At 62.0% G+C, this 21,120-nt stretch carries 18 protein-coding genes; 9 read left to right on the top strand and 9 right to left on the bottom strand.

Annotation, left to right across the window (positions count from 1 at the left end; genetic code table 11):
• Positions 1 to 5: 5 nt before the first annotated feature.
• The 6 genes from nuoL (at position 6) to GC1_RS13005 (ending at position 8,417) form a co-directional block, all read left to right on the top strand.
• On the top strand, positions 6 to 2,138 hold the full coding sequence (gene nuoL, locus GC1_RS13030; protein WP_019295981.1) for an NADH-quinone oxidoreductase subunit L: 2,133 nt from the start codon (positions 6 to 8) through the stop codon (positions 2,136 to 2,138).
• Positions 2,138 to 3,688, top strand: coding sequence for an NADH-quinone oxidoreductase subunit M (locus GC1_RS13025; protein ID WP_019295980.1), 1,551 nt, complete (start codon positions 2,138 to 2,140; stop codon positions 3,686 to 3,688). Before nuoL ends, GC1_RS13025 begins: the two co-directional genes overlap by 1 nt.
• A gap of 15 nt (positions 3,689 to 3,703) precedes the next feature.
• Complete coding sequence (gene nuoN / locus GC1_RS13020) at positions 3,704 to 5,143, top strand: NADH-quinone oxidoreductase subunit NuoN (protein WP_019295979.1); 1,440 nt, start codon at positions 3,704 to 3,706, stop codon at positions 5,141 to 5,143.
• A 68-nt stretch (positions 5,144 to 5,211) separates the two neighbouring features.
• Positions 5,212 to 5,958 (top strand): biotin--[acetyl-CoA-carboxylase] ligase, encoded by a 747-nt coding sequence (locus tag GC1_RS13015; protein WP_019295978.1) that lies wholly within the window; start codon positions 5,212 to 5,214, stop codon positions 5,956 to 5,958.
• Positions 5,959 to 5,970: 12 nt separating this feature from the next.
• Positions 5,971 to 6,753: a type III pantothenate kinase gene (locus tag GC1_RS13010; protein ID WP_019295977.1), complete on the top strand. Its 783-nt coding sequence runs from the start codon at positions 5,971 to 5,973 to the stop codon at positions 6,751 to 6,753.
• Entirely contained in the window at positions 6,750 to 8,417 is a 1,668-nt protein-coding gene (locus GC1_RS13005) for a ribonuclease J (protein ID WP_019295976.1), read from the top strand. Before GC1_RS13010 ends, GC1_RS13005 begins: the two co-directional genes overlap by 4 nt.
• Before the next feature lie 207 nt (positions 8,418 to 8,624).
• Here GC1_RS13005 and GC1_RS13000 read toward each other — a convergent pair whose 3' ends face one another.
• From GC1_RS13000 to GC1_RS12980, 5 genes are all read right to left on the bottom strand, one after another.
• Positions 8,625 to 8,804: an RSP_7527 family protein gene (locus GC1_RS13000; RefSeq protein ID WP_029204796.1), complete on the bottom strand. Its 180-nt coding sequence runs from the start codon at positions 8,802 to 8,804 to the stop codon at positions 8,625 to 8,627.
• Between the two features lie 204 nt (positions 8,805 to 9,008).
• A complete protein-coding gene (locus GC1_RS12995) occupies positions 9,009 to 10,412 on the bottom strand; it encodes a DEAD/DEAH box helicase (protein WP_029204795.1) in 1,404 nt (467 codons plus the stop codon).
• Between the two features lie 183 nt (positions 10,413 to 10,595).
• Positions 10,596 to 11,537: a glycosyltransferase family 2 protein gene (locus GC1_RS12990; RefSeq protein ID WP_019295973.1), complete on the bottom strand. Its 942-nt coding sequence runs from the start codon at positions 11,535 to 11,537 to the stop codon at positions 10,596 to 10,598.
• Positions 11,527 to 12,282, bottom strand: a complete 756-nt coding sequence (locus tag GC1_RS12985; RefSeq protein ID WP_019295972.1) for a hypothetical protein — start codon at positions 12,280 to 12,282, stop codon at positions 11,527 to 11,529. Before GC1_RS12985 ends, GC1_RS12990 begins: the two co-directional genes overlap by 11 nt.
• Before the next feature lie 38 nt (positions 12,283 to 12,320).
• Entirely contained in the window at positions 12,321 to 13,928 is a 1,608-nt protein-coding gene (locus tag GC1_RS12980) for a peptide chain release factor 3 (protein WP_029204794.1), read from the bottom strand.
• A gap of 186 nt (positions 13,929 to 14,114) precedes the next feature.
• Here GC1_RS12980 and GC1_RS12975 point away from each other — a divergent pair, with 186 nt between their 5' ends.
• Both GC1_RS12975 and GC1_RS21955 read left to right on the top strand, forming a co-directional pair.
• A complete protein-coding gene (locus GC1_RS12975) occupies positions 14,115 to 15,722 on the top strand; it encodes an ATP-binding protein (protein ID WP_019295970.1) in 1,608 nt (535 codons plus the stop codon).
• A gap of 240 nt (positions 15,723 to 15,962) precedes the next feature.
• Positions 15,963 to 16,298 (top strand): BrnA antitoxin family protein, encoded by a 336-nt coding sequence (locus tag GC1_RS21955; RefSeq protein WP_019295969.1) that lies wholly within the window; start codon positions 15,963 to 15,965, stop codon positions 16,296 to 16,298.
• Positions 16,299 to 16,561: 263 nt separating this feature from the next.
• On the opposite strand, the gene GC1_RS12965 is transcribed toward GC1_RS21955, so the two are convergent.
• On the bottom strand, positions 16,562 to 16,942 hold the full coding sequence (locus tag GC1_RS12965; protein WP_019295968.1) for a VOC family protein: 381 nt from the start codon (positions 16,940 to 16,942) through the stop codon (positions 16,562 to 16,564).
• A 39-nt stretch (positions 16,943 to 16,981) separates the two neighbouring features.
• Here GC1_RS12965 and GC1_RS12960 point away from each other — a divergent pair, with 39 nt between their 5' ends.
• Entirely contained in the window at positions 16,982 to 17,524 is a 543-nt protein-coding gene (locus GC1_RS12960; RefSeq protein WP_019295967.1) for a winged helix-turn-helix transcriptional regulator, read from the top strand.
• A 170-nt stretch (positions 17,525 to 17,694) separates the two neighbouring features.
• On the opposite strand, the gene GC1_RS12955 is transcribed toward GC1_RS12960, so the two are convergent.
• From GC1_RS12955 to GC1_RS12945, 3 genes are all read right to left on the bottom strand, one after another.
• Entirely contained in the window at positions 17,695 to 18,117 is a 423-nt protein-coding gene (locus tag GC1_RS12955) for a response regulator (protein ID WP_019295966.1), read from the bottom strand.
• Positions 18,118 to 18,132: 15 nt separating this feature from the next.
• On the bottom strand, positions 18,133 to 19,935 hold the full coding sequence (locus GC1_RS12950; RefSeq protein WP_019295965.1) for a CHASE domain-containing protein: 1,803 nt from the start codon (positions 19,933 to 19,935) through the stop codon (positions 18,133 to 18,135).
• A gap of 236 nt (positions 19,936 to 20,171) precedes the next feature.
• On the bottom strand, positions 20,172 to 21,011 hold the full coding sequence (locus GC1_RS12945; protein WP_152612385.1) for a glycosyl hydrolase: 840 nt from the start codon (positions 21,009 to 21,011) through the stop codon (positions 20,172 to 20,174).
• Positions 21,012 to 21,120 lie beyond the last annotated feature (109 nt).

The following is a 21,120-nucleotide window of genomic DNA, read 5'->3' as shown; positions in this document are numbered from 1 at the left end:
GACACATGGAAACCATCCTTCTCTTTGCCCCGCTGGTTGGCGCCCTCATCTGCGGCTTCGGCCACAAGATGATCGGCGAGAAAGCCGCCACCGTGACCGCCACCGCGCTGCTGTTTCTGGCGGCGCTGCTCAGCTGGATCACCTTCCTGTCGTTTGACGGGGTGACCCAGAACATCGAGATTTTCCGCTGGATCGAAAGCGGCTCGCTGTCGACCTCCTGGGCGATCCGCCTCGACCGGCTGACCGCGATCATGCTGATCGTGATCACCACGGTCTCCTCGCTCGTGCACCTCTATTCCTTCGGCTACATGGACCATGACCCGCAGTGGAAAGAGGGCGAGAGCTACAAGCCGCGCTTCTTTGCCTACCTGTCGTTCTTCACCTTTGCGATGCTGATGCTGGTGACCTCCGACAACCTGGTGCAGATGTTCTTCGGCTGGGAAGGCGTCGGTGTGGCTTCCTACCTGCTGATCGGCTTCTACTACCGCAAGCCTTCGGCTAATGCGGCGGCGATGAAGGCCTTTATCGTGAACCGCGTCGGCGACTTCGGCTTTGCGCTGGGAATCTTTGGCCTGTTCTTCCTGACCGACAGCATCAACCTGTCTGACATCTTTGCATCTGCGCCCACGCTGGCGGAAACCCAGGTCTCCTTCCTGTGGTCTGAGTGGAACGCGGCAAACCTGCTTGCCTTCCTGCTGTTTGTCGGCGCGATGGGCAAATCGGCGCAGCTGATCCTGCACACCTGGCTGCCGGACGCGATGGAAGGCCCGACCCCGGTGTCGGCGCTGATCCACGCCGCAACCATGGTGACCGCGGGCGTGTTCCTGGTCTGCCGCATGTCGCCGCTGATCGAGTTCGCGCCTGAGGCCGCGGCCTTCATCACCGCTCTTGGTGCGGCAACTGCCTTCTTTGCGGCCACGGTCGGTTTGGTTCAGAACGACATCAAACGCGTGATCGCCTATTCGACCTGCTCTCAGCTGGGCTACATGTTCGTGGCTGCCGGCGTTGGCATGTACTCGGCGGCGATGTTCCACCTGTTCACCCACGCTTTCTTCAAGGCGATGCTGTTCCTTGGCGCCGGTTCGGTGATCCACGCCATGCATCACGAGCAGGACATGCGGAACTACGGCGCGCTGCGTAAGAAAATCCCCTATACCTTCTGGGCGATGATGATCGGCACGCTGGCCATCACCGGCGTTGGCATCCCGCTGAGCGGCTGGGTTGGCTTTGCGGGCTTTGTCTCCAAGGATGCGATCATCGAAAGCGCCTATGCGGGCGGGTCCATGTTTGGCTTCTGGGCGCTGGTGATCGCGGCCTTCATGACCTCTTTCTACTCGTGGCGCCTGATCTTCCTCACCTTCTACGGCGAGGCACGCGGCGACAAGCACACCCATGACCATGCCCATGAAAGCCCCTGGACCATGCTGGTGCCGCTGGGCGTGCTGGCCCTCGGCGCGATCTTCTCGGGCATGCTGTGGTACAGCAGCTTCTTCGGCCACGCTGATCAAGTCGGCAAGTTCTATGGCATCCCGGTGGCGGAAGCGTCTGCTGCCGCGCATGGCGAAGAAGGTGGTCACGGCGAAGAGGCCGCGCATGGCGACGACGCTGCGCACGGTGAAGAGGCTGCCCATGGCGAAGACGCCGCACACGGCGGTGAGCACCACTATGTGTTTGCCGGCAAGCCGGGCGAGGGCGCGTTGTATATCGGCAAGGACAACCACATCCTGGAGGATGCCCACGCGGCACCGAAATGGGTGAAACTGTCCCCCTTCGCCGCGATGCTGGGCGGCCTGGTGCTGGCGCTGTGGTTCTACATCTGGAACCCGTCGTTGCCCGCACGCCTGGCCAAGCAGCAGCGCCCGCTGTACCTGTTCCTGCTGAACAAATGGTACTTTGACGAGATCTACAACGTGATCTTCGTCAAGCCGGCCGTGGCGCTCGGCCGCTTCTTCTGGAAACGCGGCGATGGCAACACCATCGACGGTTTCCTGAACGGTCTGGCCATGGGCGTTGTTCCCTTCTTCACCCGTCTCGCTGGACGCGCACAGTCTGGTTACATCTTCACTTATGCCTTCTGGATGGTGCTGGGCATTGCAGCCCTGGTCACCTGGATGTCGATCGGCGGAGGAGCGCACTGATGGACAATCTCCTTTCTATTGTCACCTTCATCCCGGCGCTCGCGGCGGCCATCCTGGCCCTGTTCCTGCGCGGCGAGGATAAGGCGGCGCAGCGCAACGCCAAGTTTGTTGCGCTCTTTGCCACTACGATCACTTTCCTGGTGAGCCTTGGAATCTATTCCCAGTTCGACCCGGCCAACACCGGCTTCCAGTTCGTCGAGGACCGGGAGTGGATCTTCGGGCTCAAGTACAAGATGGGCGTTGACGGCATCTCGGTTCTTTTCGTGATGCTGACCACCTTCATCATGCCGCTGACCATCCTGGCCAGCTGGTCGGTCACTGACCGGGTGAAGGAATACATGATCGCCTTCCTGCTGCTGGAGACCCTGATGCTGGGTGTCTTCATGGCGCTGGACCTGGTGCTGTTCTACCTGTTCTTCGAAGCAGGCCTCATTCCGATGTTCCTGATCATTGGCATCTGGGGCGGCAAGGAGCGGATCTACGCCTCCTTCAAGTTCTTCCTCTACACCTTCTTCGGCTCGGTGCTGATGCTGGTGGCAATGGTCTTCATGTATGTGGATGCGGGCACCACCGATATCGAAACCCTGCTGACCCACAGCTTCTCGGCGGCGTCCTTTGACGTGCTGGGGCTGCACATCGTGGGCGGCGCGCAGACACTGATGTTCCTGGCGTTCTTTGCCTCCTTCGCGGTGAAGATGCCGATGTGGCCGGTGCACACCTGGCTGCCGGACGCCCACGTGCAGGCGCCGACCGCGGGCTCCGTGGTGCTGGCGGCGATCCTGCTGAAGATGGGCGGCTATGGCTTCCTGCGCTTCTCCCTGCCGATGTTCCCGGTTGGCGCGGACGTGATGACCGATGTGGTCCTGTGGATGTCCGCGATTGCGGTGGTCTACACCTCGCTGGTGGCGATGGTGCAAGAGGACATGAAGAAGCTGATCGCCTATTCTTCGGTTGCGCACATGGGCTTTGTCACCATGGGCATCTTTGCCGCCAACCAGCAGGGCGTTGACGGCGCCATCTTCCAGATGCTGTCGCACGGGTTCATCTCCGCCGCGCTCTTCCTTTGCGTCGGCGTGATCTATGACCGCATGCACACCCGCGACATCGACGCCTACGGCGGCCTGGTGATCCGGATGCCGGCTTATGCGCTGGTGTTCATGTTCTTCACCATGGGCAACGTCGGCCTGCCGGGCACCTCGGGCTTTGTCGGCGAGTTCCTGACCCTGATGGGCACCTTCCAGAAGAACACCTGGGTGACCGCCGTGGCGGCAACCGGCGTGATCTTCTCGGCCGGCTACGCATTGTGGCTCTACCGCCGCGTGGTGTTCGGCGACCTGATCAAGGGTAGCCTGATGGGCATCAAGGACATGTCCGCACGCGAGCGTTTCGTCTTTGCGCCGCTGGTCGTCATGACCCTGCTGCTGGGTGTCTATCCGTCGCTGGTCACCGACATCATCAGCCCCTCGACCGAGGCGCTGATTGCAAACTTCAACCAGTCTCTGGCTGCTGCGGACACTGCGCCCGCCGCGACCCAGATTGCTTCGCACTAAGGGAGCATCAGGCAGATGATCCAAGCTGATCTTACTGTAATCCTGCCAGAGATCGTTCTGGCGCTTTACGCCATGGCGGCGCTGATCGGCGCCGTCTACACCGGCAAGGACAAGCTGGCGGTGCCGATGGTCTGGGCCACGGCGGCTTTGCTGGCGCTGGTCGCCTTCTGGATTGCTTCCAGCCCGGAAGGCACCCAGACCGCGTTCAACGGCATGTTCATCGACGACGGCTTCTCGCGCTTTGCCAAAGTGGCGCTGCTCTTGGGCGCCTCCGCCGTGCTGCTGATCGGCCAGGAGTACATGGCGCGCCGCGGCATCCTGCGGTTCGAATACCCGGTCCTGGTGGCGCTCGCCGCTGTCGGTATGATGATGATGGTCTCCGCCGGTGATCTGATGTCCCTCTACATGGGGCTTGAGCTGCAGTCGCTGTCGCTCTACGTCGTGGCCGCGATGCGCCGCGACAGCGTCAGGTCGACCGAGGCGGGCCTCAAGTACTTCGTGCTGGGCGCATTGTCCTCCGGCCTGCTGCTTTATGGCGCCTCGCTGGTCTACGGCTTTGCCGGCACCACCCAGTTCGCGGGCATCATCCAGGTGGCAGAGCAGGGCCATATGTCCATCGGCATGCTGTTCGGCCTGGTCTTCATGATCTCGGGGCTTGCGTTCAAGGTTTCGGCGGTTCCATTCCACATGTGGACCCCGGATGTCTATGAGGGCTCGCCGACGCCGGTGACTGCCTTCTTTGCCACTGCGCCGAAAGTTGCGGCCATGGGCCTCTTTGCCCGGGTGCTGTTTGACGCCTTCGGCGGCGCAATCGCTGACTGGCAGCAGATCATCGTGGTGCTGTCGGTGCTGTCGATGTTCCTGGGCGCCATTGCGGCAATCGGCCAGCGCGACATCAAACGGCTGATGGCCTTCTCCTCCATCGCCCACATGGGCTATGCAATGATCGGCCTGGCGGCCGGCACTGAAGCCGGCATCACCGCGATGCTGGTGTACCTGGCGATCTACGTCACCATGAACATCGGCACCTTCTCCTTCATCCTGATGCTGGAGAAGGACGGCAAGCCGGTCACAGACATCCTGGCCCTGAACCAGTTTGCTGCACGCGAGCCGGGCAAGGCGCTGGCGGTGCTGATCCTGATGTTCTCCCTGGCAGGCGTGCCGCCGATGCTGGGCTTCTTTGCCAAGTTCGGCGTGTGGCAGGCGGGTGTTGATGCGGGCCTGATGACGCTGGTGATCGCCTCTGCCGTCGCTTCCGTCATCGGTGCTTTCTACTACCTGCGCATCGTGTTTTACATGTACTTCGGCACTGGCGAGGATGATGTGGAAGCGAAGGGCTCTCCGGTCCTGGGTGTGGCGCTGATGGCTTCTGCGGCGCTGATGCTGGTGGGCGTGGTCTACCAGTTCGGCATCGACGGCGCTGCCGCTGCTGCCGCAGCAACCCTTGTAAATTGATCTGCTTTTCAGGCAGGCTAAAGAGGCCCGGTCTTGTGACCGGGCCTTTCCGCATCTAAGGAGCGCACATGAGCTGGCCAGCAGGATATGGAAAACGGGTGCTTGATGAGGTGGACAGCACCCTGAACGAGGCCGCCCGCATCGCCGGGGAACTGGCAGGTCCTGAATGGATCCTGGCCCTGCGCCAGACGCAAGGGCGGGGCCGCCGCGGCCGCGACTGGAAGGATCCCAAGGGCAACTTTGCAGCCACCTTGGTGATGCGCCCCGAAGGCGCCCCGGATCAGGCGGCGCTGCGCAGCTTTGTCGCTGCCTTGGCGGTCTATGACGCCTGTGTCGCGGTCACTGGCCGCAGCGAGGGCCTGTCCCTGAAATGGCCGAACGATGTGCTGCTGAAGGGCGGTAAGCTGGCAGGCATCCTTTTGGAAAGCGCGGGCAACGGCAAAGGCGTGAACCACCTGTTTGTCGGCATCGGCGTCAACCTGGTGGAAACCCCGATGAAGGAATGGCTGGAACCCGGCGCCGTTTGGCCGGTGTCGCTGTTGTCGGAGACCGGCGTGCAGGTCACGCCGGAGGAATTCCTGGAGGCCGTGGCCGAGGCCTTTGCCCGCTACGAGCAGCAGTTCGCAACCTACGGGTTCGAGCCGATCCGCACCGAATGGCTCGCGCGCGCAGCCAAGCTGGGCGAGGTGATCACGGCCAAGACTGCGTCGTCAGAGACCGAAGGCACCTTTGAAACGGTGGACGCCAGCGGCAACCTTGTCCTAAACACCGCCAAGGGCCGCGTCAGCATTCCCGCGGCAGACATCTATTTCTAGGAAGGAGCAGCAATGCTTCTGGCAGTTGATTGCGGCAATACCAACACCGTCTTCTCGATCTATGACGGCGAGAAGTTCATCGGTATGTGGCGCACCGCCACCGAATGGCAGCGCACGGCGGACCAGTACTACGTCTGGCTCAGCACGCTGATGCGGCTGCAGGGGATCGAGGCGGATATCACCGACATGATCATCTCTTCCACCGTGCCGCGGGTGGTGTTCAACCTGCGTGTGCTGGCGGACCGCTATTTCAACACACGTCCCCTAGTGGTGGGCAAACCCGAATGCTTGCTGCCCGTTGCGGTGCGGGTGGACGAGGGCACCGCGGTCGGCCCCGACCGGCTGGTCAACACGGTTTCAGGGTTTGACACCTATGGCGGCAACCTGATCGTGGTGGACTTTGGCACCGCCACCACCTTTGACGTGGTGGCCGAGGACGGCGCATATGTCGGCGGGGTGATCGCGCCCGGCGTGAACCTGAGCCTTGAGGCGCTGCACCAGGCCGCAGCTGCGCTGCCCCATGTGGATATTTCCAAGCCGCAGAATGTGATCGGCACCAATACCGTTGCCTGTATGCAGTCCGGTGTGTTCTGGGGCTATGTCGGCCTCGTGCGCGAGATCTGCGAACGCATCAAGGCGGAACGCGCGGTGCCGATGAAAGTAATCTCAACCGGCGGGCTGGCGCCATTGTTCCAGCAATCTGCCGATCTGTTTGACGCATATGAGGATGATCTCACCATGCATGGGCTGCAGATCATCCATAAATACAACAAGGAAAACGGTACTGACGCATGAGCAGTGATAGATTGATCTACCTGCCCCTCGGCGGGGCGGGTGAAATCGGCATGAACGCCTATGTTTACGGCTACGGCCCGCAGGGCAAGGAACGGCTGATCCTGGTCGACCTGGGCGTGACATTCCCGGACATGGACACCACACCGGGCGTCGACCTGATCATGCCCGACATCACCTGGCTGAAGGAGCGCGCCGACCGGCTGGAAGGCATCTTCATCACCCACGGGCACGAGGACCACATCGGCGCCATTGCCCATCTTTATGCGCATCTGAATGTGCCGGTCTATGCCCGCGCCTTCACCGCCAACCTGGCGCGCCGCAAGATGGAAGAAGCAGGCCACGACCCGGCCAATGTGCACACCGTTCAGGCCTGGCCGGAGACAACCAAGCTTGGCCCCTTTACCATCGGCGTTGCGCCGATGAGCCACTCAATCCCCGAAAGCGGCGCGCTGGTGATCGACAGCCCGGCAGGCCGCGTGGTGCATACCGGCGACTTCAAGCTGGACTCAAACCCGCTGGTGGGCGAGCCCTTTGATCCGGAGATGTGGGCGGAGATCGCCAAGGATGGCATCCAGGCGCTGGTCTGCGATTCCACCAATGTGTTCTCGCAGCATCCGGGCCGTTCGGAATCTGAACTTCCGGAAGAGATCACCAAGCTGTTCTCCGAGGCCAAGGGGCTGGTCGCCGCCACCACATTTGCGTCCAACGTCGCACGGGTGAAAACTCTGGCTGAGGCCGGGGTGAAGGCGGGCCGCTCCGTGGTGCTGCTGGGCCGTGCCATGCGCCGGATGATTGAGGCGGCTGTGGAAACCGGCGTGCTGGTCGACTTCCCCAAGGTGATCAGCCCGGAGGACGCCGCCAACGTGCCGCGCGACAACCTGATGCTGATCACCACCGGCAGCCAGGGCGAGCGCCGTGCCGCCACCGCGCAGCTGGCGCGCGGCAAATACCGCGGGCTGGAGCTGAAAGAGGGCGACCTGTTCCTGTTCTCCTCCAAGACCATCCCGGGCAATGAGAAGGGTGTCATCCGCATCATCAACCAGTTCTCCGAAATGGGTGTGGATGTGGTCGATGACAGCTCCGGCCTCTACCACGTCTCCGGCCACGCCAACGGCCCGGACCTGGAGGTTGTTCACAACCTGCTGAAGCCCAAGATGCTGATCCCGATGCATGGCGAGCACCGCCACCTGCGCCAGCACGCCCGCCTGGGCGAGGAAAAGGGCATCGCCAGCGCCGTTGCCGTGAACGGCATGATGATGGACCTGACCGGCGATGCGCCGGCTGTGACAGAGTGGATCGAGACCGGCCGCACCTATTTGGACGGCTCGGTCAAATACGGCGCGATGGACGGCATCGTGCGCGACCGTATCCGCATGGCGCTGAACGGCCATGTGCTGGTGACGGTGATCCTGGATGAAGAAGACGAGCCGCTGGGCGAACCCTGGTGCGATCTCAAGGGGCTGCCCGAGACCGGCACCTCCAACGCGGCGCTGGTCGAGGTGCTGGAGGAGGACCTGAACCAGTTCCTGATGCGCGCCGGCGCCAAGACCCTGCGCGATGACGACAGGCTGGAGCAGGAGCTGCGCCGCATCACCCGCCAGACCGCGCAGGCCGAGATCGGCAAGAAACCCGAGGTGACAGTGGTGGTCAGCCGCATGCGCTGATTCTGCCGAACGGGCAGGGCGGATCTCCCGCCCGGCCCATGCGGCATCAAGGATGCAGCAGGCCCCGTTGGGCCTGGCACCGCAGCCCCTGACGGGCCTTCGGCGCGGGCGCGGGCCGGTAAGGCTTAAAAAACAGAAACGCCGCGGCCCCTGGGGCACGCGGCGTTTTCAATTCAGGGTGCAGCTTCGCAAGAAGCCGTGACAACCTCAGCCGTGCAGCGGACGGGCGCAGCTGGGGCAGGAGACCACTTTGCGCGGAGCGCTGAACAGGGCGCCGAACAGGCGGCGCACCATGGCGGCAAAGGCTTGCGCGCGCAGCTCATGCGCGCGGGCCTCAATGGCCTGGAACTGGGAAATGGTCAGAGTTTTGGTGTCGTTGGTTTTCATGGCGTAGCCCATCATCAATGGCGCGTTTCGTGTTGATGGATGCAATACGCCGGTTTGAGCGGATTGACGCCACACAAGATCGAAGACCCGTTATGCTGCAAGCGCAAAGGTAACCATGCTGCATGTGCATTGCGGGCAGGCCTGAATGCCACAAAAAAAGGCCGCCCCGGGGGCGGCCTGATCTTTCTGCCTGCTGCTCAAGGATCAGCTGGCGCGGCGCTCGGCAAAGCTGAGCGCGATAAAGCTCGGCAGGTGGTCGCCCATGCCAACCACAGCCTTGTCGTCACGCTTGCCGTGTTTGCCGCCGCGGCCAGAGGAACGCTCCTGCTTCTGCGCGGGCTTTTCATCCCTGCGGCGCTCGCGGCTCTCGTCCTTGCGGCTTTCACGTGTTTCCGCGTCTGCCTTGTCTGCCTTTTCTGCTTTGGCAGGGCGGGCAGGTTTTTCTTTCTTGGGCTCCGGCTTGACCGGGTTCTCCAGCCGCGGAATTTCCTTCTGGATCAGGCCTTCCACTGCCGCCAGCGCCTTGTCGTCGCGCGGGATGCAGATGGTGATCGCCTTGCCCTCGCGGCCGGCACGGCCGGTGCGGCCGATGCGATGGACGTAGTCCTCTGCGTGGCCAGGAACGTCGAAGTTGAACACATGGCTGACGCTCGGCACGTCCAGACCGCGTGCGGCCACATCAGAGGCTACCAGAATGCGCAGATTGCCTTCGCGGAAGGCGTCCAGGGTTTTGGTGCGCTGGCTCTGATCCAGGTCGCCATGGATGGCAGCCGCGTCATAACCGTATTTCTTGAGCGATTTCGCGCAGATATCCACATCCGTCTTGCGGTTGCAGAAGATGATGCCGTTGGTCAGCTTGTCGCCCTCAGCGTCGATCAGGGCGCGCAGCACCTTGCGTTTCTCGCTGCCCTCGCGGTCGCGGCGCGACGCCTTGAACTGCACCACGGCCTGCTCGATGGTTTCCGACGCGGTGGCCTGGCGGGCCACCTCGATACGGGCCGGACCGGACAGGAATGTGTTGGTGATCCGTTCGATCTCCGGTGCCATGGTGGCGGAGAAGAACAGGGTCTGGCGGGTAAACGGCGTCAGCGAGAAGATGCGCTCGATATCCGGGATGAAGCCCATGTCGAGCATCCGGTCGGCCTCGTCCACCACCATGATCTGCACACCGGTGAGCAGCAGCTTGCCGCGCTCGAAATGGTCCAGCAGGCGGCCCGGGGTTGCGATCAGCACGTCGACGCCTTTGTCGATCAGCGCGTCCTGCTCCTTGAAGGAGACCCCGCCAATGAGCAGCGCCTTGGTGAGCTTCACATGCTTGGCATAGGTGTCGAAGTTTTCCGCCACCTGGGCAGCCAGCTCGCGGGTGGGGCACAAGACCAAGCTGCGCGGCATCCGGGCGCGGGCGCGGCCGCGGGCCAGAAGCGTGATCATCGGCAGCGTGAACGACGCGGTCTTGCCGGTGCCGGTCTGGGCGATTCCCAGAACATCGCGCCCCTCCAGCGCAGGCGGAATGGCTCCTGCCTGAATCGGGGTGGGGGTTTCGTACCCGGCTTCCTCAATAGCTTTGAGGACCTTGGGATTAAGGTTCAGATCGGTGAATTTTGTCATATGCATCCGTCATTGCGGACACTGACCTGGCCCGCGCGTGTGTGTTGCAGCCGGCTCCGCAAAAGGTCATGCGGTGTGGCAGCTGCCGGCTCGTGGCGGGGCATAGCAAAATCCCATGCTGAGGTCAATTAATGCCGGATTTTGCAAGGTTTTCGTTGCCAGGATCGGCAAAATGGAAACAAATCAGCCGAAACCGGGGAAGTGTTTTTGCCGTTTCTCCTCCAGGCCAAGGGGGCGATTCCTCAAAAGGCCGCGCTCCTGCAGCTTGCGGTAGACCGCCGGGTCCTTGGCGCTGATTTCGTCAAAGAAACTGCGCAGGCCGTTTTCACCGTGTTCCTCCTCGATCAGCGACAGCAGCTCATGCGTGTTGAGCCCGCCCATGATCCGGGCATAACCCGGACCAAGCTCTGGCCGGTAGGAGCCGCGTTCCAGGCGGTACCGGTAGACGGATTGCCAATGCTCCCAGCTGGCCGCATGGCAATGGCACAGGTCGGCCTGAACCAGTTCGTGGCTTTCAGCAAGGGTCCCACCCTCCTGAAACAGGTTATGAATCCGCAGTTCAGCGTTGGGCAGGCCTGTTCTTGCTATGACCTTGCCCGCGGTATGGCTCAGGAAACCGCCTTTGAGAAAACCGCCAAAGGCCGGGTAAACCGCCCGGACTTCCGCCTCCCGCTCCGGTCCCTTGGGGATCATCGCCTTGAATTCGCCCTCGCGTCCCGCCAAGGCCTCCAGCGGACGCACCCGGGCGCTTAGGACGCCCTGCGGCAGTGCAGCCAGCATCTGCCCCAGATCGAAGGACGGCCACAGGAATTCATCCACGTCAATATGTGCGATCCATTCCGTCTGGATTCGCTCATAAACGTGGGTTGCATTCAGTGTCTGGCGGACCTGGTGCTTGACCGGACGGTGCTTTTTGAGCCGCTTCCAATGGCTGGCGTCACAGGTGGTGACCCTGACCTTGGGATGCTGTTTCAGGTGCGTATAGGCCTCCGGGTTCGGCTCATCCAGATAGATGTGCAGCCGGTGGGCGCCCAGGTCGAGGTGATAGGCGGCAAAATCCAGAATGGCCCTGGTGTCAGCCTTGATGGTGCTGACGATGCCCCATTTGACAGGCTCAGCCGTCATCGCGACCTGTCCTGTTCTTGTAGCGCTGGATACGGCCAAAGATGCTGCGCGGGTCGCTCATCACCATCCGCAGCATTTGCACACCCAAGGGGCGCAGAACCGCGTCATTCTCGGCATGGCGCCATAGCCGGGCGAGCAGGTTCATATCCAGGTCGCCCCGCTCCAGCGCGTAGGGGACCATGCCAAAGGCCAGATCGTCCGGTTTCGGGCCGCCGCGCTGCCTGGGAAACCCGTCGCTGTTCTTGCGGCGGCTTTCGCGGCGTTCGCTGTCGTGCAGCTTGATCAGGTCGAACAGCAGCATCAGCCCCTGGCCGCCCAGACGCTGGTCGATGGTTTCCCCGTGATCGGCAAAGGTGGTTGCGGCGGCGATAAGCCAGCGCACCGGCAGCCCGGCGGCCAGGTCTTTGCCATGCTCTGTCCAGATGCGCAGGAACAGCTGCCGGGCCAGCGGGTGCGGCGGCTGCCGACGCAGTATTGCGATGCATAACGCGTGCAGCGCCCACAGCTCCGGCTGGCCGATGAATTCAGTCCGCAGCAGAGCTTGCTTGCGCAGAGCATTGCAGCGGTCCTCAGCCATTTCCGACGTGTCGGGAGCCTCAGAAATCCGCTGTTCGAGGAGCGCCTTCAGGTCGCAATCTGCGGGCGGCAAGGCTGCAAGCGGATTGTCAAACGGCCGCTCCCGCTTTTCCAGCCGGCGCATCAGGGTGAAGAACCCGCCAGGGTAGTTTTCTTGATCCAGGTCCATGGCGGGTTTCAATAATTTCGGGTCCAATGACTGCGCGGTTACACCATCATTTCCTTGGTCGCTGTCAGATTCAAGTCCGGATAATCGCGCACCACCCGGTCGATGTCCCATTGCAGGCGGGTCAGATAAACGATGTCGCCGTCGTGGTCATGGGCGATGTGCTGTTTGTTGGCGTTGGTGAATTTCTCCACCGCGGCCTTGTCACCGCTGACCCAGCGGGCGGAGGTGAACTGGCTTGCCTCGAACCGCACCGGCAGGCCGTATTCCATCTCGATCCGGCTGGCCAGAACTTCGAACTGCAGCTGGCCCACGACGCCGACGATGAAACCGGAGCCGATCGAGGGTTTGAAGACCTTGGCGGCACCTTCCTCGGCAAACTGCATCAGCGCCTTTTCCAGGTGCTTGGCCTTCATCGGGTCGCCCGCTCGCACACCCTGCAGCAGTTCCGGGGCAAAGGATGGGATGCCGGTCACCCGGATCGCCTCGCCCTCGGTCAAGGTGTCGCCGATGCGCAGCTGGCCGTGGTTTGGGATGCCGATGATGTCACCGGCCCAGGCTTCCTCCGCCAGCTCCCGGTCGGACGCCAGAAACAGCACCGGGTTGGATACTGCCATCGGTTTCTTGGTGCGCACGTGCGTCAGCTTCATGCCGCGTTTGAAGTGGCCGGAGGCCATCCGCACAAAGGCCACCCGGTCGCGGTGCTTGGGGTCCATGTTTGCCTGAACCTTGAAAACAAACCCCGAGACTTTCTTTTCCTCCGGGCTGACTTGGCGGGGTTCAGCGGACTGCGGCTGCGGCTCGGGGCCGTACGCGCCAATGCCGTCCATCAACTCCTTGACGCCGAAAGAGTTGATCGCGGAGCCGAACCAGATCGGGGTCATATGCCCCTCAAGCACCGATTGCGGGTCCAGGGCGGGCAGCAGTTCGCGCGCCATCTCGACCTCTTCCAGCAGCTTGTCCAGCAGATGCGCTGGCACATGTTCGGCCAGCTTGGGGTCGTCCAGGCCCTCAATCGCAATGCTTTCCGCCACCTTGTTGCGGTCGGCGCGGTCCATCAGCTCCAGCCGGTCGCGCAGCATGTCGTAGCAGCCGATGAAATCGCGCCCGACACCGATGGGCCAGCTGGCCGGGGTCACGTCGATCGCCAGCATCTCCTGGATCTCGTCGATGATCTCAAAGGTGTCGCGGCTTTCGCGGTCCATCTTGTTACAGAAGGTCAGGATCGGCAGGTCGCGCAGGCGGCAGACCTCAAACAGCTTCTGCGTCTGGCTTTCCACACCCTTGGCACCGTCGATCACCATCACCGCCGCATCCACCGCCGTCAGCGTGCGGTAGGTGTCCTCGGAAAAGTCCGAGTGGCCGGGCGTGTCCACCAGGTTGAAGCGGAAACCGCTGAAATCAAAGGACATTGCAGACGCCGAGACAGAGATCCCGCGATCCTTCTCCATCTGCATGAAGTCCGACCGCGTGCGCCGCGCCTCACCCTTGGCCCGCACCTGGCCGGCCATCTGAATAGCACCGCCATAGAGCAGGAACTTTTCAGTCAGCGTGGTCTTGCCGGCGTCCGGGTGCGAGATGATCGCAAAGGTCCGGCGCCGCGCAATTTCGGCGGGCAGTTCGGGGCGGTTTGCAGCGGTGTCCAACATGCGGGTGGCTGTATCCACAAACCGCGTCAGAGGCAAGGAAAACGGAGGCTGGAGGGCGCGCTGGACCAGCATTCCGCAAAGACATCGAATGTTTTGCCTATAATTCGCTAACGCTTTTCCTGTAACACTTGCGCCGCACCTGTGTGTTACAGGATTTCAATGGCCCACCCGTTTCAGGAATGATACGTGCAGCAGGATGAATTCTCAGATCATTTTGGCGTTCTCGACGCAGTCGAAATCGCGGTGATCGTTCTGAAGGTGGGCGACGACGGCCTGCCGCGCTACGTCGCCATGAACACCAGGTCGCGGGAGTTCACCAAGTTCCAGCGCAGTGATTATGCAGGCAAGACTGCGCTTGAACTCTATGGCGGGGCAACCGGCCGCCGTGCCTTGAACCACCATCTGGCGGTCATCAGCAGCGGCAAGGAAGCCACCTACGATATTGTCCTTCCTACCCAGAACAGGGAAAAATACCTCAGCACCACGCTTCGCCCCGTGTTCAATGAAGAGGGGCGGCTGACCTATCTCGTCGGCTCTTCGACTGACGTCACGACTGAGCGGGAACGCGATGAGGCGCTGGAGCTGACCCGGATGGCGCTGGACAAGGCCGAGGAGGCCAGCCAGGCCAAGGAACGGTTTCTAGCCAACATGAGCCACGAGATCAGGACGCCGATGAACGGCATCATCGGCATGTGCGAGCTGCTCAAGGAGACGGATCTGGACGAACAGCAGCAGCTGTTTGCCGACACGATTTTCAACTCCGCAAACGCCCTGCTGACAGTCATCAACGATGTGCTCGATTTCTCCAAAATCCAGGCCGACAAGATCTCCCTGCACGATGCGCCGTTTTCACTGCGGGACGTGGTTCAGGACGTGGGCACCCTTCTGTGGGCCAGGGCTGCCTACAAGGGGATCGACCTTCGCACCGAATATCCCGAAGATGTGCCGCATGAGTTTGTGGGCGATGCGAGCAAGATCCGCCAGATCCTGATGAACCTGCTGGGAAACGCGATCAAGTTCACCGAAGACGGCCATGTTACCGTTAGCGCCGCCTATGACCCCCGGGCCGCCAAATTTCCCCTGCGCATTCAGGTCTCGGATTCCGGTATCGGGATCGAGCCCTCGCAAATGAAATGGATCTTCTCCGCCTTTGAGCAGGTCGACCGGCAGGCGGTCCGTGTGATCGAGGGCACCGGTCTGGGACTGGCCATCACCCGTGCCCTGGTGGAGCGGATGGGGGGCACGGTCACGGCCTCTTCTGTGCCCGGCGAAGGGTCGGTGTTCACAGTTGGCCTGAACCTGCCGCAGGCGGGAGAAGCTGCGCCGGACGGCCCGGACATGGCACCGTTTCAGGACAGCAGGCGGGCGCTGAACGCTCCGCCCGGCATGGCGGTCCCGGAGCTGCCGCCGGAGGCGCTGAATGGCATGCGCATCCTGGTGGCGGAAGACAACAGGACCAACCAGCTGCTGGTCCGCAAGATGCTGAAATCCACCGGCGCCGATTTGCGGTTTGCCGCTAATGGCTTGATGGCGCAGGAGATTTTCACCGCCGAAGGCGCCGATCTGATCCTGATGGACCTGTCGATGCCGGTTCTGGGCGGGCTGGACGCCACCCGCCGGATCCGTGCGCATGAACGGGAGGCAGGGCTGCCGGAATGCCCGATCATCGCCCTGACCGCCAATGCCCAGCCCAGCGATGTCGAGGCCTGCCTGGCCGCCGGGATGAATGATTTTCTGGCCAAGCCCTTCCGCAAGAATGAGCTGCTGGCCAGGATCCTGCGGCAGGGAAAGTAAGCCCCAGAAGCCGGGGGTGCCAGGCGTGCACCCCCCGTGCACCCTCTGTGCACCCCCTGGTGCCGGACGGCGGGGCCAGGGGCGTGCCCGGAGGTGTTGCGCGGGCACCGTACGCACCGCTGGCGCGGAATTAACCGGACTGGGGCAGGGTGGTGCAAAGCGCGGGAGTGCCGCCGCGCACCGCAACCGCCGCCGCCAAGGGAGAGAGCGATGCCCAGCAAGTGATACTACGACAATGAAATGCAGCTGGAGCTGGACGCGCTGCAGCAGGACCTGCGCCGCGACTGGCTGGACAAGAGCCTGCCCCGCGAATGGGACGGCATGGACAGCTGGGAACGGATCGACAAGCCGAAGACCCGGGTCACGATCCGGCTGGACGCGGACATGGTGAAATGGTTCCGAAAGCTGGGCCCGAACTACAGCCGCCGGATCAACTCCGTGCTGCGAACCTACTGGATGGCGCTAATGGCGGGCTACATCCAGGCTCATGACAAGGACAACACGATCCTGCGCCTGAGCCTGCAAGCACGCTACATCGCCATGGGCCGGAACGCGGACGGGACGGAGAAGAGGTGAGGAGGAAAGGGGGGGCTGCGTTTGGCAAACCTCCCATTGTGAATTTTGCCTTCCGGTTGGGAAGCAACGTTCCACACCGATCAAGGCATTCGGCCGCTGAGAGCCCATTCCGGCTAATGCTGCGGAGGCTTTAGGCGGCCGCTTTGGGGACATGTTTGGCGACTGCGGCTGAACGTGCAGCCCCGAAGAAGTGCTGTGAGCTGGAGCTGAAACCGTGCCTGCCAGAAGCAGACACACTGCAGTGGCCGCAAGAAATCCGCGTGTTACTCAATCCCGCCGGTCAAATCCTGCGCAAGCATCAGCGCATTGCCGTCGGGGTCGTAGAACGTCGCGGTTTTGACCATGCCCTCGACGACATCCGTCTCGCCGTCAAATCTGACTTTGGCCTGCTCCAGTTTCTGCCGGGCTGAATCCAGATCAGCGATCCCAAAGACTGGCACGCAGTTGCCGGGTGCTGGTTTGGTGTGCTCGCCAAGGCCAATGACGACACCGGGCGTGTTCGTCCGAATCTCGGACCAGCCCGCCTCATCGGCATGATAGAGCAGCTCAAATCCCAGCATGGCTTCGTACCACTTCGCGCTCGCATGGCGATCCCTGACCGACATTGCGATGGTGATGGTTTGATCGACTGCGACAAGTGACATGGGCTTTCCTTATGACTTTAAATATACTAACTATACTTTATGGACATTAAGGCGTTTGTCAATATCACATCAAAGGCTTGGGCGCTGCCCATACTCTCGTGCCTGCATTCGGGCGTCGCCGGACGGCAAGCGCCCCTGTTGGCTGCGACCGGTGCAGGCAGAACCGCCTTCGCCCAAAGCATGGATCACCTGATTGAAATTGGATTGATTGAACGAAATCCTGGGTATGGTCATCCGCTGCGCCCGGAGTTCCGCCTTACACAGTTGGGGATTGCAGCGGCGGCCATTGCCCACAAGATCCGCGATGTTTCGGCAGAGGAAGATCAACCGTTGCTGCGCCGGTCGTGGACATTGCCGATCCTGACATCGCTCCACACACCAAGCCATTTCAGCGAGATCAAGCGAAACCTGCCGGCGATAACAGACCGGGCGTTGTCGCAATCATTGAAATCCATGGAGGCAAGAAGCTGGGTGTGCCGCAGCGTAGATGGCGCCGCCCGCCCGCCGAGGTCTATCTATTATGCGGTGAACACTGGTGGCCTGATCAGCCAGGTCATTGCACCTGAAATTAGCTTCGCTTAGAAAAATCGGCCGTTAGCCGGAAGGTGGCGAAAGTCAGGAGAGCCCCGCTTTTCCCAAATTGATTTTCCGCAGCCTTTGTCTGGATGGCTGCAAACTCTTGTCTTGCAGACCACGGGAATGAGGACGGATGCCGCATCGGTTTCGGCTGGTCCGGGCTGGCCGCGCCGGGGTCAGGCGCTGGCGCAGAGCGGCGGGGTGCAGACCTCCCACATGTCCTGCAGCGCGCTCAGCACTTTTTTGGTGCCCGCGGAGGAGCTCGGCTTGACGATGTAGCCGCTGACGTTGCGGTGGTAGGCGCGGGCAATGTCCTTGGGGTTGTCCGAGGTGGTGAACATGAAGACGATGTTGCCGGAAATCTCTTCCTTGGCGCGCAACGCATCGAGGAACTCATGCCCGTTCATGCGCGGCATGTTGATGTCCAGCAGAATGAAGAAAGGGCGCGGCAGATCCCGCGCGCGTTCGGTGGTGAGGATGTCAAGCGCTTCCAGGCCGTCGCAGGCCCGCACGATCCTGGCTGCCGGGGAATGCTTTTTCAGCGTGCGCTCCAGAATGAGAGCGTCCACGTCATTGTCCTCAACCAGAAGGATATTCATTCAGTCTTCTCCACGTCAGGCGGCCTTGTCTTGATGCCGGGCGGCGGCGGCCCCCTGGCCGGGCCAGCTAAACCGGAAATCGGCGCCTTGTCCAACCTCTGATTGCAGGGTCACCTTAAATCCGTGGCGTTCCACCGATTTCTTGACGATGGCCAGGCCAATCCCGGTGCTTTCCGGCTGGCCAGCGCGCCGCAGGGTCTGAAAGACGTCGAAGACCCGGCTGTGGTGCTCCGGCGCGATGCCGCCGCCGTTGTCGCGGACTGAGACATCGTAGCGGCCGTCCGCCTCCACCACGCTGACGGTGATTTTCGCGCGCTCCGGCTCGGGATGGTATTTGACCGCATTGCCGGCCAGGTTCTCCAGCACCCGGACAAAGTTGAATGTGTCCGCGGCAATATGCGTCACGTTCCCGCACAGCTCCAGCTGGCTGGCGGACAGGCCGAGGTCGGAGCGGAGCGTGTCCATCACGTCGGGCAGGCTGATCACCTTGTCCTCGACCGCATGGTTGCCGGTGCGTGCGTATTCCATCACCCCTTGGGTCAGGTCATTCATCCGGCGCACCCGTTCCGCGATCCGCTGCAGGTTGGCGGCCACTTCCGGGTCCGCATCTGCTGAGTTGAAGTAGCCCTCAAGATCCTCCTGGATCATTTCCGTCAGCGAGCCGATGCCGCGCACCGGCGTCTTGAGGTCATGGGAGGTGATATAGACGAACTGTTCCAGCTCCTCGTTGGCTTTTTCGAGCTTTGCGGTTTCTGCCTTGAGGTCTGCCGTGACCCTGTCTGCGTAGGCGCGGGCGCGCTGATTGGAGCGGGCCATGAAGAACAGAAGCGAAATGACCAGCGCCTCGATCACCAGGCCGCCGATGAGAATGAGTGTCGGCTGCGAGTAGGAATGCGCCTGCCGGAAGCCCAGGCTGGTGCGGAAATCAATGGTCCAGTTGCGCCCGTAGATGTCCAGCTGGACGGTCTCTGCAAACTTGGGGGAGGGGTCGAACTGGGGGTCTGCCGGATCATGCTCGTCATAGATCATTTCGCCGCTGTCGCTGATGCTGAAGCGCACATTCCGGAGCTCCTTGGACAGCAGGCCTGCCATCAGCTTGCGGACCACAAACGGCGCGTAGACCATGCCGTCCAGATGCCGCTTGCCATCGGTCTGTGCACCGTTGCGGCCATCCGAGTAAAAAGGCGCGTAGAACAGGAAACCGGGGGTGCTGTTTTCATCCTGCACCAGCACGATCGGGCCGGTGATCCGGGCCTCGCCGGATGCGCTGCTGGCCAGGGCGGCCTCGCGGCGGTTGGTTTCGTGGGCAACGTCCAGGCCAACGGCGGCAGCGTTCAGCTGTTCGGGTTCGATGAAGGAGATCGGCAGGCGGATGCTGTTATCATGCGCCGGGTAGACCGAAAAATCCGGCCGTTCACCGCGCCGGGCCTGCATGTAGGCGCCGAACTGGCCGGGCTCGACATGGTGGATGATGCCGATGCCGTTGATGCCGGGGTAGCGTTTGTCCAGCCGGAGGGTCTGCGCAAAGGCCTTCCACTGCTGGTAGGTCATGTCGCCGCCATGGGACTGGACGGCTGAAACACCGGCCCACAAGGCATCCTCATATTTTGCCATCCGTGCGGAAATCAGGCCGGTGGCCTGATCGCGGGCTTCCTTGAAGGCATTTTCGATGCGGTTTTCCGTCTGCGCATTGGCATAGTACCAAGCGCCGAAGGTCATCATCAGCGACAGGGCAATCACCAGGGCATGGATCAGGGACAGGTGGCTGTCTTTAATGAAGCGGCGCCAGCTTTCCAGTTTGGACAATGTATTCGGCATGGAAATCACAACCCTTTGCGCGTTCGCTTCATTCTGCTTTTAAGTGACTTAACAATACATAAACATTCTCTTTGGTTGTGATTGTTTTTTAGGGAAGCAGAGGCAAATTTGAACTGGCCTGCAGGGGAAATGCGGCAGCTGCCCGCATTTAAGAGCGGCTGGCATGGCCGTGCGCCTGCTGTGCTGGAAGAGCTCCCAAGCAGCGGGTTTGCCGGTCCGGCACCCGAAGCGCTGCTTCAGTTGCTGGCCACCTGCAGGCCGGCCGCGCGGCTGACGGCGCGGGCAAAGGCGTCCCCAGCCTGGGTCGGGGTCAGGTCATCGCGCAGCAGATTGATCTGCGGCGCACGGCCCTGCCAGGGGTAGGGGTTGGCGGCGAACCAGGCGTGGCGCTCGACAAAGGGCAGGCGCTCCATCATTGCAATCGCCTTGCGGGCAAAGGCAGCGTTCTGCGCGTGGCTGGCGGCGGCGGGGCGGTTCCAGTCGATATGGGCGAACTCCGTCACCCAGACGGGGCGGCCGTATTCGCGGTGAACGGCACGCAGCCAGCGCTCAAACTCCTTCACGTTGCCATCCGTGGAATAATAGTGGACGGCCATGAAATCGACGCGCAGCCCTTTGGCCTCTGCCTGATCCATGAAACGGCGCAGCCAAGAACCGGGCCCCAGGGTGCCGTGCTGGGTGGTGGCCGGGCTGCCCAGGCGCAGCCCGTGGCGTTCCAGTTTCGGCCAAAGTTTTATGGCTTGCTGCACGCTCATCCCGGCCTGATGGCCGCCGGTGTGCCCGTCCGGTTCGTTGAACCCCAGAAGCGCGGTGGCCCTTTGGTCGGAGCGGATGCGCTTGTTCACATCGCTTGCGCCATGGATCATCGGCACAAATTCGACAGAGCGGCTTTGGCGGCCCTTGTGGTACATCTGATCCGGGCGCCAGTTGTAGTACCAGCCGAGGCCAGGGGTTTCCTCGATCCAGGCCAGGATGTTGTGGCTGGAGTTCTCCCACGCACCGACGCCTGCTTTCTGCGCCGCGGCCGGCCATGCCAATAGCATAAGCCCCAAGGTGAGGAAGATGTGCCTGATCATGCTGCTCTCTTATTATTGGCAGCAAGATAGCAGGATCTGGTGTGGGAGTCAGTCTGAAACCACTAAATACAGGTGTAATTGGCAGCAAATTGCCCGCATCCCTGCAACC

The sequence above is a fragment of the Leisingera sp. ANG1 genome (assembly GCF_000203975.2).
Lineage (GTDB): Bacteria > Pseudomonadota > Alphaproteobacteria > Rhodobacterales > Rhodobacteraceae > Leisingera.
Note: the sequence above shows the minus strand (reverse complement) of the source record. Positions and strands in the feature narration are given on the sequence as shown.